We start from the raw sequence: 12,760 nt of genomic DNA, 5'->3' as shown, positions 1-12,760 counted from the left end.
CGCGTTCTCAACCGGTACTGTACTTATGCGCACGAGTGCAAGAGTGAACGGGCGGTTGAGATGAGCATGGACTTCGCCCCACCTAAATACGCCCAGGTGATGCGGGCCATTCAGGAGCGGATCGAGTCAGGCGAGTATGCCCCGGGCGACATGTTGCCGTCCGAGACGCAGTTGGTGCGGGAGCTCGGTGTCGGCCGTACGACGGTGGTGCGGGCGCTTCAGACGTTGGCCATGCAGGGCTGGATCGAGCGCGAGCATGGGCGCGGCTCCTTCGTGAAGGGGCGTCCGGAGAGTGTCGCCAATCAGGTTCGGCCCAGTCAGACGACCACCGAGCAGGGCGAGAGCCCTGATGCCGTGGTGGAAGCGGGGCGTGTTCCGGCTCCTCGGCATGTGGCGCGCCTGCTGGGTGTCGCTGAGCACACGCCAGTGATCATGCGGAAGCGTATTGCTCGCCAGGGTGACGTGATCTCGGCGGCGGAGACGTTCTGGGTGCCCCTGGAGCACGCACTAGGCACCGACCTGGACAAGCCCGAACCACTGCGGCACGGGATCCGGCAGCATCTCCAGGCCGTCAAGCACCTGCGCTTCGATCACATCACCGAGCGAGTGACCGCGCGCAAGCCGACCACGGAGGAAGCCGAGCTGCTCGGCTCGTCCAACCCGGTGCTCGGTGTGCTGGCCACGGTGCATGATCCGGCCGGCGCGGTGCTGATGGTGGTCAGCGTGACGCTGCCGGGCAGCCTGCACGAGCTTGAGGATGTCTTCAAGGTGAGCTAACTCTTACCTCGCCCCTTCGGCTTAACCACTTGTGCGGATGAGTTGCGTTCACCTACTCTCAACTTATGCGGACAAGTGGACGAGCGAACGAAGAGCGCGTCCCGGGCGAGAGGAACCCCATGGCACTCCAAGGCCCCATCCCGATCACCTTCGAGCAGGCGTTCCCGCACGGCTGCTTCCTGGTCGGCCAGGTCGAACAGGTCAAGAACTTCGAGGCATCCACCAACGGCAAGACCGTCTACGCCAAGGACAAGACCACCGGTGAGCCGATCTGGCAGGTCCCGGTCATGGACGGCGACACCACACTCAAGGCCGGCCAGAAGACGGTCGCGGTCAAGATCCTGTCCCAGACCCCGCCCGTCGCGCCGCCTCCGATCTCGGGGCTGCCGATCGCGGCGGTCGAGTTCACCGGCATGACCGTCACCCCGTACGTCAACCCGGCCGGACGCCTGGCCTACTCCTACCGGGCCACCGGCATGCGCCCGGCCCGTCCCAAGCAGCAGACGGCGCCCACCAGCAGGGAGACCGCGGCATGAGCTCCCAGCCGTACACCTACATCACGCTGACGATGCGCCCGGACTCCACCCCGCACCTGGGCATCTCGTTCCACACGCCCGGCCTGCGCGTCAGCTCCGGAATCCTGCTCAGCAACCCGCGCCCGTACCTGGAGCTCAGCTCCCGCGAAGCGAACGTGCACATCTCCACCACCGCGGCCGGACCGGTCACCGACGCCAACCTGTCCACCGCCCGCGAGATCTTCAACGCCGCCGCACGCTACCTGGCCGACTGCGAGCGCCTGCACACCGAACAGTCGGCCACCACCAAGGAAGCCGACACCACGGCGACCTGACCAGTAAGGCGGGGCCGCCAGAAGCGGCAACTTCCGGCGGCCCCTTCGGTTCTCCCCTGACTTCCACATCACGAGAGGCATCAAGCTTATGTTCAGGCGGCTTCCTGGTGACGAGGCGCGCAACCTCGTCACCACGACTCCGGATACGGCTGTGGTGTTCCGCCCGGCCGTCGTCACCACCCCTGCCATCCTTACCCTGATCATCCTCGCTGGGCGCATTGTGGTCGGCCTCGTCCGGGCGACATGGCGACACCCCATCGCCATGCTCGCCGCCGCCGCGCCCGGTGTGCTCACGCTGTTGTACGGCTGGCGCGTCGCCCTCCTGCTCAGCACACCAACTCCGGTCGGGCTGCTCGCCTGGGCGCTCACCAACCGGGACTCCTTCGCCCGGCTGATCGGCTGGCGGTTGCTGGCCTGGTGGCGGCTGATCTGGGTGTACCGGCGGCACTGGCAACCCGTCATGATCGTCTCTGGACTGGGACGGCACATCCGTGGCCGCGACTACCTGCCACGCCTGGTGAAGGTCACCTGTACCCCGTGGGCCGATCTGGTCAGCGTGCGCATGCTCAAGGGGCAGGCGGTCAAGGACTGGGCCGACCGCATCGATCACCTCGCTCAGGGCTTCGGCGCGACCTCTTGTCGGGTGGCGCTGGCACAGGCGGGCCGGATCACGCTGACGTTCCCGCGTACCGATCCGCTGGCCACGCCGCTGCCGGCCCTTCCCCTGCTCGCTGAGCCGAGCGTGGGCGCGGTCGAGGTCGGCAAGCAGGAGGACGGGCGACCATGGCGGCTCAAGGTGCACGGCACACACGTCCTGGTCGCCGGTGCCACCGGCGCGGGCAAGGGCTCGATCATCTGGTCTGTCATCCGCGGGCTGCTCCCGGCCGTGCGTGCGGGCCTCGTGGAGCTGTGGGCGCTGGATCCCAAGCTGATGGAGCTGTCCTATGGCCGCGCCCTGTTCGGCCCTCGGTACGCGGCCACTCCGGAAGACTGCGCCGAGCTGCTGGAACAGGTGGTCCAGGTCATGCAGGAACGCGCGGCGCGCTTCGCCGGACTCCAGCGCAACCACGTCCCCACCATCGATGACCCGTTCGTCCTGGTCGTCGTCGACGAGGTGGCGTTCCTGACCGCCTACCAGTCGGACAGAGAGCTGAGGCGCCGCATCTCTGCTGCCTTGGCCACCCTGACCACCCAAGGGCGCGCGGTCGGCGTCGGCGTGCTGGCAGCGCTCCAGGACCCCCGCAAGGAGGTCATGAACATCCGCAACCTGTTCCCCGACAAGATCGCCCTCCGCCTCGACGAGTCCGAACAGGTGGACATGGTCCTCGGCGACGGCGCACGCGACCGCGGCGCACTGGCCGACCACATCTCCCCCGTCCCCGAACTGGGCGCGGGCGTCGGCTACGTCCGACTGGAAACCAGCCCCGACCCGATCCGAGTCCGCGCGGCCTACGTCTCCGACGCCGATATCCGCGCCATGGCCAGCGCCTTCGCCTCCGGCGGTGGTGCGTGATGCGGGTCTGCTTCCACGGCACCGCCGAAGAGATCGCCCTGGTCGCGGGCCGCCCGCTGCTGATCCTGCTGACCGCCCGGGACCTGCCCCGGCTGCGGGTCTTCGAGGTCTTCCACCCGCACGTGCTGCGCCACCCCTACCAGGAGCACTACCGGCTGTGCGCCGACCTGACCGAGACGGAGGTGGGCGACCATGCGTGAGCTGGCCTACCTCCTGGAAGGACTGCGCTGCTCCTGCTGCCTCTCCGAGAACACGCTGTGGATAGATCTGGCGGCGGGTGTGGTCGAGTGTCGTGAGTGCGGCCAAGGGGCGCTCGTCTCCCTCGATGCCGGGGAGGAGCTATGACCTACGACCGCTCCCTGCCCCGGGCCGTGCGCCAGCGGATGCCCCGGGCGCGCGATGTCGCCCGAGAGGTCGCCGAGCAACACGGCGTCTGCATCCGGCCCATCGCGCTCCAGCGGCTCGACACCCACACCGGCCAACGCGAGATCATCGATGTCCCGTGCGGCGCCACCTTGGACGCCGTGTGCCCGCCATGCGCCAAGCGCAACCGGCAACTCCGCATGGCGCAATGCCGGGAAGGCTGGCACCTCGACCACGAGCCGACCATCACGCCGGACGAGCCCGACGACGAGCAACGCTGGCTGATCGAGTTCCGAGCCGACATGCAGGCCAAGCGCGACCAGGCAGACCAGGCGGGCAAGGACACGGCCGACCTGGACGCGATCATCACGGGTCTCGATGAGGAGATCAACACCGCTGGAATGCGCGGCAACGTGCTGGCGGGCGCCAGCGGCAAGCGGAACCGCTCGACCAGGCGGCGCCAGGACGCCCCGGACCTGCCCCAGCGGAAGATGGCGAACACGACGCTGGGCCGGACGTTCGCCAGCTCGGGCGGTAACGTCTACCGGCCTTCGCTGTTCGTCACGCTGACCCTGCCGTCCTACGGCAAGATCCGCGATGGCGTGCCTGTCGATCCTGACACTTACGACTATGTCCGGGCGGCTCGGGACGCGCTGCACTTCTCCAAGCTGGTGGACCGCTTCGTGCAGAACCTGCGCCGCGTGGCTGGCTATGACGTGCAGTACTTCGCCACCGTCGAACCCCAAAGGCGGCTCGCCCCGCACCTCCACATGGCTGTCCGCGGCACCCTGCCACGCGCGGAGATCAAGCAAATCGCCGCGGCCACCTACCACCAGGTGTGGTGGCCGCCAGCCGATCGTGTCGTCTTCGAGGGTGACCGCCCGCCCGTGTGGGACAACGGCGTCGGCTACCTCGATCCCGGCACCGGGGAGGTACTGCCCACCTGGGACGAAGCGCTCGACCAGCTCGACGCCGACGAGAGCGCCCAGCCGATGCACGTGATCCGTTTCGGTGCACAGGTGGACGTGAAAGGCATCCTGGCCGGCACTCCCGACGCCGACCAGTGCATCCGGTACCTGTCGAAGTACCTGACCAAGTCCCTTGGCGGCGGCTGGAACCCTAACCACCGTGCTCAGCGCCGACACGCCGAACGCATGCTTGAGGCCCTGCGACTCGAACCCTGCTCGCCCACCTGCGCCAACTGGCTGCGCTACGGCATCCAGCCCAAGGCCGCCAAGTCAGGCATGGTCCCCGGCCAGTGCCGGGGCAAGGCCCACAAGCCCGATCACCTCGGCTACGCCGGACGCCGCGTGCTGGTCTCCCGCAAGTGGTCCAACAAGACCCTCGCCGAGCACAGGCAAGACCGCCGTACCTGGGTCCTGGAAGCCCTCGGCCAACCTGACGAGCCCACCGACCCTCACCGCTACGTCTGGAAGCCCGTCCCGGCCGGAGACGCCAACGTGCCCCCGCTGGCCGTGCGCCTCCTCCGCGCCGTCGCCGAACGCGAACGCTGGCGCGCCCATATGGCCGAACTCCAGGCGAGAGCGGACGGCCAAGATCTTTCGGCAAATCGGGAGGAGGCAGCGTAATGGAGCCCCTGTTCTACCGGCCAAAGGACGCGGCTGCCCTGCTCGGAATGAGCCGAACCGCAGTGTTCCGGTTGATCAAAGCCGGTGAACTCAAGTCGATCAAAGAAGACGGGTACCGGCTCGTGCCCCGGTGGGCGCTCGTCGACTTCGCCCGCGCGCTGGAGGCCAAGGCGGGCCTGGCGCGGACGGAGAGGGCGGCGTGATGGCGAAGAAGCCGAACGGGCGCTCTTCCATCTACTTCGGCCAGGACGGCTACTGGCACGGCTGGGTCACCATCGGCATCAAGCCCGACGGCTCTCCTGATCGTCGCCACCGGATGGCCAAGACCGAGACCGAGGTAACCCGCAAGGTCGCCGAGTTGGAAGGCAACCGCGAGACCGGACAGGTCACCAAGCCTGGCCGCGTGCCCACGGTCGCCGAGTGGATGACCGAGTACTTCGACGTGATCTGTGAACGCCTGGTGGCCTCGGGCAAGATGGCTCCGCGGACGCTGTCTGACTACCGTTCCAAGACCCGCCACTGGATCATCCCGCTTCTCGGCCGACACAAGCTGAACCGGCTCGCCCCTGAGCACCTCGACACCGCATACACGACGATGCTGGACAAGGGGTTGTCCACAAGCACGGTCCTCAAGGTGCACCGCATCATCTCCCGTGCCCTCAAGGTGGCCGTCCGACGCGACAAGGTCATGCGAAACGTGGCCACCCTCGTGGACGCGCCTACAGCCGCGGAAACCGAGATCGAGCCGCTCACGCGGGAGGAGGCTCGCCGCATCCTCGACGTAGCCAAGGCCAAGAGGAACGGCGCTCGGTGGTCGGTGGCGCTCGCGCTTGGCATCCGTCAGGGCGAGGCTCTCGGGCTCCGGTGGTCGTACATCGACATGGACACGGGCGAGATCCGGGCCTGGTTCCAGGTGCAGCGCCAGGAATGGCGCCACGGCTGCGCCGACTCGCACGCCTGCGGCGAGAAGTGGCACCGCCAGCCATGCCGCAAGAGATGCAAGATCCACGGACACCAGCCGACCTGCAAGCCGGGCTGCACCAAATCAGGCCATGCCTGCTACAAGCGGCCCTGTCTCAAGGACTGCGCCGGCCATGCGGACAAGTGCCCCAAGCGAACCGGCGGCGGCCTGGTCTTCCGCCAGCGCAAAGGCAAGAGCAAGCTCACCCTCCAGTGCCCGCCCGAGCTCCTCGCCCAGATCAAGGCACACCGCGAGGTGCAGGATGCCGAGCGGGAGAGGGCGGGAGATCGATGGGAAGACCACGACCTGGTCTTCGCGAGCAAGCACGGCTCGCCCATCGAGCGCACCGAGGACTGGAAGCGCTGGAAGGCCATCCTCCAGCAGGCTGGCGTCCGGGACGTCCGAGTGCACGACGCCCGGCACACCGCCGCGACGCTCCTCATCGAGCAGGGTGTGAACATCCGCGTCGTACAGCAGGTACTCGGCCACACCAGGGTGACCACCACCGAGCGCTACACCCACGTATCCACACCCCTGATGCGCGACGCGGGGGAGCGACTCGCCTCCGCTCTCTGGGGAAATCCCTAGCCGTTGCAACTAGCCCTGCAACTACGACGCCCTCAAAGATCAAAAAGGCCCTCTCCCCGTACTCGGGGAGAGGGCCTTCCGCCTGCGGAGGATCGGGGATTTGAACCCCGGATGGGCGGTAAACCCAAACCGCATTAGCAGTGCGGCGCCATAGACCTGACTAGGCGAATCCTCCTGGAAGCCTTCGCGGCTCAGGACAGCGTACCGGCCTTCTGGCGAGGCGGCAAAGTGATTGATCCCCGTCCTTCGCCAAGAGTTATCAACAGCCTGTGGGTAACTGCCTGTGGATGAAGCCCGCCCAGAGCGTGGACGGGCTTCGGGGCTGTGGATAACCGGGTTACGCGGCCGGGTTGGCCTCGCCCTCGATCTCAATCTTTACCTTCTTGCCCACCAGGACGCCGCCGGTCTCCAGGGCCTGGTTCCAGGTCAGGCCGAACTCCTCGCGGTCGAACTCCGTGGTGATCGAGAAGCCCCAGACCGGAGCGCCCCACGGGTTGGTGCCGGCGCCGCCGTACTCGACCGTGAGCTCGACCTCCTTGGTGACGTCACGGACGGTCAGGTCGCCGGCGACGGTGAACTCGTCGCCCGAGTGGCCGACCACGCGGGTGCTCCTGAAGGTGATCGCCGGGAACTTCTCCGTGGCCAGGAAGTCGTCGCTGCGCAGGTGGCCGTCGCGGTCGGCGACCCCGGTGTCGATGCTGTCGGCCTGGATCGTGAGCTCGGCGGTCGACTCGAGCGGGTTCTCGGCGATCGTGACCGAGCCGCTGAAGGAGCCGAAGTGGCCACGGACCTTGCTGACCATCATGTGCTTGACCACGAAACCGATGCGGGTGTGAGCCACGTCCAAGTTGTAGGTGCCGGCGGCGGGGATGGTCAGGGACTCCCAGGTGCGGGTGGTGGTCATCGGGGTTCTCCTCGATAGGGGTTCGTTGCTGTGCGGATGTCTGCGGCAACAAATTTCTACACGAGGAATATTCCGCGCGTCAACTATCGTCGGCTACGCTATGAGGGTGATGAACTTTGACGACCACCGGCTGACGGCCGTTGGGCTTCTGACGGAGGTGCATGGGGGGCTGCTGGCCAGACTTCAGCCAGTGCTCGGCGGCGCGGGGTTGTCGGAGATCGATTTCGAGACCGTCCTCCGGCTGGGCCGCTCCCCGGGACAGCGGCTGCGGATGAGCGATCTGGCCGCGCAGACCGAGCTGTCGACGAGTGGGGTGACCAGGGTCGTCGACCGGCTGGAGCGGGAAGGGCTGGTGACCCGGGAGGCGTGTCCCAGCGACCGCAGGGCCTCCTACGCCGTACTCACCGAGGCCGGGCGGGCGCGGCTGGAGTCCGTGCTGCCGCAGCACGTGCAGGACATCGACGACTGGTTCACCGGGCTGCTGGGCGCGGAGGAGCTGGAGACGTTCCTGGCCACGCTGCGGAAGATCAGGGACGTGGTACGGCCCTGCGCCACCGCAGGGGCAAGTGGGGCAACTGGGGCTCAGGCCACGGCAGCATGCACGGAGATGGCCGCACACCGGCCGGAAGAAGCCACGGCCCCGGCGCAAGCCGCCATGGGCGTGCAAGCCGAAGCCCCATGAGGCCGAGGTCGCAGATCGAAGGTCATGAGCCGTGCCCGTGCGATGGAAGGCCCAGCGCGTTCCTGAGCTTGGCCATCGCGCGCGACACCGTGCTCTTTACCGTGCCCACACTGATCCCCAGCGTCCTGGCGATCTCCGGCTCGGTCATGTCCTCGTAATACCGCAGCACGATCGCCGCCCGCATCCGCTCCGGCAGCTCCTCCAGAGCCTGTTCCAGCTGCTCGTGCACGTCCCCGTGCGGCTCCTCGGAGGCGCAGCACACCTCGGGCAGATCGTCCGAGGGGTACTCCTCCAGCCTGCGCCGCCGCCACTGCGAGATGTTGATGTTCACCATGGCCCGCCGCACGTACCCGTCGAGCGCCCCCCGGTCCTCGATGCGGTCCCAGGCCAGGTACGTCTTGGTCAGCGCGTTCTGCAGCAGATCCTCCGCGTCCAGCGGGTGTCCGGTGAGCTGGTGGGCCGCGCGCAGCAGCGCAGGACCGCGCGCCCTCACGTACTCGCGGAACTCGTCTTCCCAACCGGTGGTCTGCATCGTGGCCAGAATCGCAGCCTGATGCTCTATTGAGCTTGAACCAGAATTCAGGTTTCGGCCCGCCGACGATAAAGGTAGGTCAAGGTCGGTGGCGGTTTGTTCGACGCCGGGTGTCATCTCACTTCCCCGGGGATGCGTATTTTGATCCCGTCTGCGCCGCTACGGTGTGCGCTACGCCCAAGTCGTGTGAATCTAGTACCGACGAGGGAGGGGTCGATGGGGTATCCGAGCGTTGAGCGCCGTCGGGTGCTCGCCGCGGCCGCGCTCGGTCGCGAATCCGGCGTTCCCGGTCCTGACCCGGACAATGGGGAGCCTTTACGCGCCGTCGCCGGCGAGATCAAGGACGTCAGCCCGCATCTGATCATCATTGAGACCCCCGACGGCGCCGAGGAGCGGCTCGTGATCGCCCCCTGGGCCACCGCCTGGCACGGGAAGGACGCCGCGCCCGCCGACCTCCCCGCGGGTTCCATGGTCGTCATGCGTACGCGTGACGGACGCGTTGTGGAGCGCATCTGGGCGGACACCACCCGCATCACCGGGACGATCCTGTCGATCAGCGGGCGCAGGGACCTGACGGTCGAGCTCGACTGCGGCCCGCACCGGGGCCACCGTACGGTCGTCATCCCCTACCGGGCGTCGGGGCGGCTGCAGGTGCGGCATCCCAAGTTCGAGCCCGGTTACCTGTTCGACGCGATCGGGATCAGGCAGAACGGGACGAGCCTGGCCATGTTGCCCGCGACCTCGCAGCCCCCTTACCCGGCCCGCGCGGTGCCCACCCCGCCGCCCGCGTACGCCGGGCTGCAGTCCCGCATCTCGGGCCCCGCCACCTGGTCGGACACGTTCGACGAGGAAGAGCGCGGCGCCGCGTACCCGATGCTGGAGCGCTCCGACACCGGCTGCCCCGACGCCGGCGTGTCGTGCACCGGGCTGCCGTACCTCGCCGTCGGGTCGCTGCTCCAGGTCAGGAACCTGTGCTCGCAGCGGAACGCCAACGTTCCCGTGGTGGCGTGCGGGTGCGTGGCGGGGCGCTTCTGCGACCGCTGCGTCGAGTGCGACACGTCGCCGCGCGGGCGGGTCGTGGAGCTGTCGCCGTTCTCCTACGTGGAGCTCGGCGGCGACCTGGTCAAAGGCTGTTTCAACGCTCAGATCGGATTGGGGTGACGGGCACGTGTTCGAATCGCAGCTGCCGCTTCTGATCGCGGTGCTCCTCTTGGGCATGGTGGCCAAGTTGATCACCGTGCGCACGGGAGGCGAACCCGGCTCGCTGTCCAGGCTGGGGCCCGCGGTCCTGGTGCCGGGGCGGATGCAGGCCGTCGCGCTGCTGGTCTGCGCGGCGGGTGAGCTGTTCCTGGCCGTGGGGCTGCTGGTCACGACGCATCCGTTCTTCCGGTGGGGTACGGTCGCCTTCTTCGCCCTGTCCACGTACGTACTGCTGGAGCTGCGCAGACGCCGGCCGGACGCCGGCTGCGGCTGCTTCGGCGAGGTGAGCTCGGCGCCGGTCGGACTGCGTTCGGTCGGCCGGACGGTCGCGCTGACCGGGATGGCCGGGTTGTCGGTGTGGGCACCGGTGCCGGGGTGGGTGGCCGTGGTCCACCCGCAGTGGCTGACGGTCGCGGGCGTGGCCGTGCTCGCGCTCCTCTCCCCGGAGATCGAGGAGCTGATCGACCGCGTACGGTTCCGCGCCCCCTGCGAGCAACGCCGCGGCCCCGCCGAGTCGGTCACGCTGGCCAGGCTCAGGTCGAGCGGCACCTGGCGGGCCCACGCGGGCGAGCTGACCTCGGCTGAGCCGTACGACAGCTGGCGCGAGCTGTGCTGGCGCTTCTACACCTTCCGCAACCACGACGCGGACGACGTGGTCTTCGCCGTCTACCTCAGCGGTCGGCGCCCGGCGGTGCGGATGGCCGTGGTCAGCGCGGCGGGCAACGGCACTCTGCCGGAATATACGCCAGTATCGGCCTGACACTAGAAAGCGTTAGATTCCGCTCGACAGGCATGGCGATATAGCTCTATTGGGCTGTCTAGCTTCCCCACTAGACAGCCCAATAGAGGTCTAGGGGCGTCGCTCAGATCGGCTGAGCGCGCAGGAACTTCCCGAAGTGCGGCACCGTGAACGCGATCAGGCCGCGCTCGGCGCTGTAGATGAGCCCTTTCTTGATGAGACTGTCACGGGCGGGTGAGAGGCTGGACGGCTTTCGCCCGAGGGCGTCGGCCACCTCCGCGGTGGCGACCGGCTCGTCGCCGATCTGCGCCATGGCGTGCATGTAATCGCGTTCGGCCGGGGTGGCCCGCTCGTAGCGGCTGCCGAAGAACCCGACCGCGAGCTCCTCCTCGGCCTCCGGCGCGGAGACCTTGACGTCTTCGATGGTGATCGGGCTGCGCGGCGCCAGGTCCCAGGCGACCTTGCCGTACGCCTGGACGAAGTAGGGATAACCGTCGGCCGCCTCGTAGAGGGCGTCGAGGGCCTCCTGGGTGAACTCCACCTCTTCCTCCCGCGCCGGCAGGATCAGCGCCATATCGGCCGCCTCGCGGTCGAGCTTGTCGATGCGCGCGTAGCGGAAGAGCCGCTCGGAGTAGCTCTTGCTGGCCGACAGCACGCTCGGCAGGTGCGGCAGCCCGGCCCCCACCACGATCAGCGGCCCGCCCGTCTGGGACAGCTCGTGGCAGGCGGCGCAGAGCGCGGAGACGTCGGCGGCCGGGACGTCCTGCATCTCGTCGATGAAGAGCGCGATGCCCACGGCCAGGTCGGTGGCCACGCTCGCGGCGTCGACGAACAGCTCGGTGAGGTCGATCTCCAGGTCGCCGGAGTCGGCGCGCCCGCGGCTGGCAGGCACCTCGATGCCGGGCGACCAGTGCGAGGTGCCTTTGGCCGCCGCCGGATCGCGCATCGCGAACGCCTTGAGCACGCCGAGGAACTCCTCGATGCGCTCAGGAGCGCGGTGGCGCGGCGCCAGCTCCCGGATGGCCATGTGCAGCGCGGCCGCCACGGGGCGCCGGATCGACTGGTCGGGCCGGGCCTCGATCTTGCCCGTGCCCCACAGCCGCTGCATGGCCATGGACTTGAACGTGTTGAGCAGGACGGTCTTACCGACCCCTCGCAGGCCGGTGACGACCATGCTGCGCTCGGGACGGCCGCGGGCCACCCGCTCCAGCACGACCTCGAACTGCTGCAGCTCTCGATCGCGCCCGGCGAGCTCCGGCGGACGCTGGCCGGCTCCGGGGGCGTAGGGGTTTCGCACAGGGTCCACGCTCTCGGACTTTATTGCCGGATATAGCGGCCGTCTTAGATTTGGGAAGAAAGTGCTACGGCGTGTCCGAGCAGGGGCGGTTGCGAGCACCGTCATCGGACACACCCCCTCTCACCAGGCCGAACCCTTGTTCGATTGCGGTACACAGAACTGTAGCGCGGACTCGAACACCTATGCGATGGTTTCGAGTAAAGATCTTCGCAACAGGTCACGGCGGCGCCGAACTTGGCACCCGTCCCGCCTGCGCAATAGCGTTCGGATCCATGCGGACCTTCGCGAATGTTCAGGAGCTCAAGGCGGCCGTCGGCGAGAAGTTCGGCCCGACCGAGTGGCGCACCGTCACCCAGGACCAGGTCAACCTCTTCGCCGACGCCACCGACGACCACCAGTGGATCCACGTCGACGTGGAGCGGGCCAAGGAGGGGCCGTTCGGTGCCACGATCGCCCACGGCTACCTGAGCCTGTCGCTGCTGCCGTCGTTCATGTTCTCGATGGTCAAGGTCGAGGGCATCGCCATGGGCGTCAACTACGGCCTCAACAAGGTCCGCTTCCCCCGGCCGATCCTGGTCGGCGCGCGGATCAGGGCCGTGGGCGAGCTGACGGACGTGAAGGGCACCCCCGCCGGCTACCTGTCCAACCTGAAGATGACGATCGAGATCGAGGGCGAGAAGCGGCCCGCCTGCATCGCCGAGACGCTGAGCCTGTACGTTCCCGCCGAGTAGGTTTGCAACAGAAGCGCGTCCCGTGTGATCCCTG

Annotated in this window: 16 protein-coding genes and 1 tRNA gene; 13 read left to right on the top strand and 4 right to left on the bottom strand. The window is 68.1% G+C overall.

Going from position 1 to position 12,760, the window contains the following annotated elements:
- The first annotated feature begins 60 nt into the window (after window positions 1-60).
- From ACIHFD_RS25405 to ACIHFD_RS25365, 9 genes are all read left to right on the top strand, one after another.
- Entirely contained in the window at window positions 61-777 is a 717-nt protein-coding gene (locus ACIHFD_RS25405; protein WP_397368963.1) for a GntR family transcriptional regulator, read from the top strand.
- Between the two features lie 119 nt (window positions 778-896).
- Window positions 897-1,313, top strand: coding sequence for a plasmid replication, integration and excision activator (locus ACIHFD_RS25400; RefSeq protein ID WP_397368962.1), 417 nt, complete (start codon window positions 897-899; stop codon window positions 1,311-1,313).
- Window positions 1,310-1,627 (top strand): hypothetical protein, encoded by a 318-nt coding sequence (locus tag ACIHFD_RS25395; RefSeq protein ID WP_397368960.1) that lies wholly within the window; start codon window positions 1,310-1,312, stop codon window positions 1,625-1,627. Before ACIHFD_RS25400 ends, ACIHFD_RS25395 begins: the two co-directional genes overlap by 4 nt.
- 88 nt (window positions 1,628-1,715) lie before the next feature.
- On the top strand, window positions 1,716-3,140 hold the full coding sequence (locus ACIHFD_RS25390; protein WP_397368959.1) for an FtsK/SpoIIIE domain-containing protein: 1,425 nt from the start codon (window positions 1,716-1,718) through the stop codon (window positions 3,138-3,140).
- A complete protein-coding gene (locus tag ACIHFD_RS25385) occupies window positions 3,140-3,340 on the top strand; it encodes a hypothetical protein (RefSeq protein ID WP_397368958.1) in 201 nt (66 codons plus the stop codon). The genes ACIHFD_RS25390 and ACIHFD_RS25385 overlap by 1 nt, the downstream gene beginning before the upstream one ends.
- A complete protein-coding gene (locus ACIHFD_RS25380; protein ID WP_397368957.1) occupies window positions 3,333-3,485 on the top strand; it encodes a hypothetical protein in 153 nt (50 codons plus the stop codon). Before ACIHFD_RS25385 ends, ACIHFD_RS25380 begins: the two co-directional genes overlap by 8 nt.
- Complete coding sequence (locus ACIHFD_RS25375) at window positions 3,482-5,092, top strand: replication initiator (protein WP_397368955.1); 1,611 nt, start codon at window positions 3,482-3,484, stop codon at window positions 5,090-5,092. Before ACIHFD_RS25380 ends, ACIHFD_RS25375 begins: the two co-directional genes overlap by 4 nt.
- A complete protein-coding gene (locus ACIHFD_RS25370) occupies window positions 5,092-5,295 on the top strand; it encodes a helix-turn-helix domain-containing protein (protein ID WP_397368954.1) in 204 nt (67 codons plus the stop codon). Before ACIHFD_RS25375 ends, ACIHFD_RS25370 begins: the two co-directional genes overlap by 1 nt.
- Window positions 5,295-6,641 (top strand): tyrosine-type recombinase/integrase, encoded by a 1,347-nt coding sequence (locus ACIHFD_RS25365; RefSeq protein WP_397369065.1) that lies wholly within the window; start codon window positions 5,295-5,297, stop codon window positions 6,639-6,641. The genes ACIHFD_RS25370 and ACIHFD_RS25365 overlap by 1 nt, the downstream gene beginning before the upstream one ends.
- Window positions 6,642-6,726: 85 nt before the next feature.
- Here the strand turns inward: ACIHFD_RS25365 and ACIHFD_RS25360 are convergent.
- Window positions 6,727-6,816, bottom strand: a tRNA-Ser gene (locus ACIHFD_RS25360).
- 162 nt (window positions 6,817-6,978) lie between these two features.
- Window positions 6,979-7,545 carry a YceI family protein gene (locus ACIHFD_RS25355; RefSeq protein WP_363977288.1) on the bottom strand — a complete coding sequence of 189 codons (567 nt, stop codon included), beginning with the start codon at window positions 7,543-7,545 and terminating at the stop codon, window positions 6,979-6,981.
- A 109-nt stretch (window positions 7,546-7,654) separates the two neighbouring features.
- On the opposite strand from ACIHFD_RS25355, the gene ACIHFD_RS25350 reads away from it, so the two are divergent.
- Window positions 7,655-8,227, top strand: a complete 573-nt coding sequence (locus tag ACIHFD_RS25350) for a MarR family winged helix-turn-helix transcriptional regulator (RefSeq protein ID WP_397369064.1) — start codon at window positions 7,655-7,657, stop codon at window positions 8,225-8,227.
- A gap of 22 nt (window positions 8,228-8,249) precedes the next feature.
- On the opposite strand, the gene ACIHFD_RS25345 is transcribed toward ACIHFD_RS25350, so the two are convergent.
- On the bottom strand, window positions 8,250-8,759 hold the full coding sequence (locus ACIHFD_RS25345) for a SigE family RNA polymerase sigma factor (protein ID WP_397368953.1): 510 nt from the start codon (window positions 8,757-8,759) through the stop codon (window positions 8,250-8,252).
- 216 nt (window positions 8,760-8,975) lie between these two features.
- Here ACIHFD_RS25345 and ACIHFD_RS25340 point away from each other — a divergent pair, with 216 nt between their 5' ends.
- Window positions 8,976-9,920 carry a hypothetical protein gene (locus ACIHFD_RS25340; protein ID WP_350732508.1) on the top strand — a complete coding sequence of 315 codons (945 nt, stop codon included), beginning with the start codon at window positions 8,976-8,978 and terminating at the stop codon, window positions 9,918-9,920.
- A 7-nt stretch (window positions 9,921-9,927) separates the two neighbouring features.
- Window positions 9,928-10,719, top strand: coding sequence for a MauE/DoxX family redox-associated membrane protein (locus ACIHFD_RS25335; protein WP_397368952.1), 792 nt, complete (start codon window positions 9,928-9,930; stop codon window positions 10,717-10,719).
- Window positions 10,720-10,822: 103 nt separating this feature from the next.
- Here the strand turns inward: ACIHFD_RS25335 and ACIHFD_RS25330 are convergent, their stop codons facing one another.
- On the bottom strand, window positions 10,823-12,004 hold the full coding sequence (locus ACIHFD_RS25330) for an ATP-binding protein (RefSeq protein ID WP_350732505.1): 1,182 nt from the start codon (window positions 12,002-12,004) through the stop codon (window positions 10,823-10,825).
- A 263-nt stretch (window positions 12,005-12,267) separates the two neighbouring features.
- On the opposite strand from ACIHFD_RS25330, the gene ACIHFD_RS25325 reads away from it, so the two are divergent.
- Entirely contained in the window at window positions 12,268-12,726 is a 459-nt protein-coding gene (locus ACIHFD_RS25325) for a MaoC family dehydratase (protein ID WP_350732503.1), read from the top strand.
- Window positions 12,727-12,760: the final 34 nt, after the last annotated feature.

This window comes from Nonomuraea sp. NPDC051941, from assembly GCF_044593615.1.
This window is presented reverse-complemented; position numbering and strand designations above follow the sequence as displayed.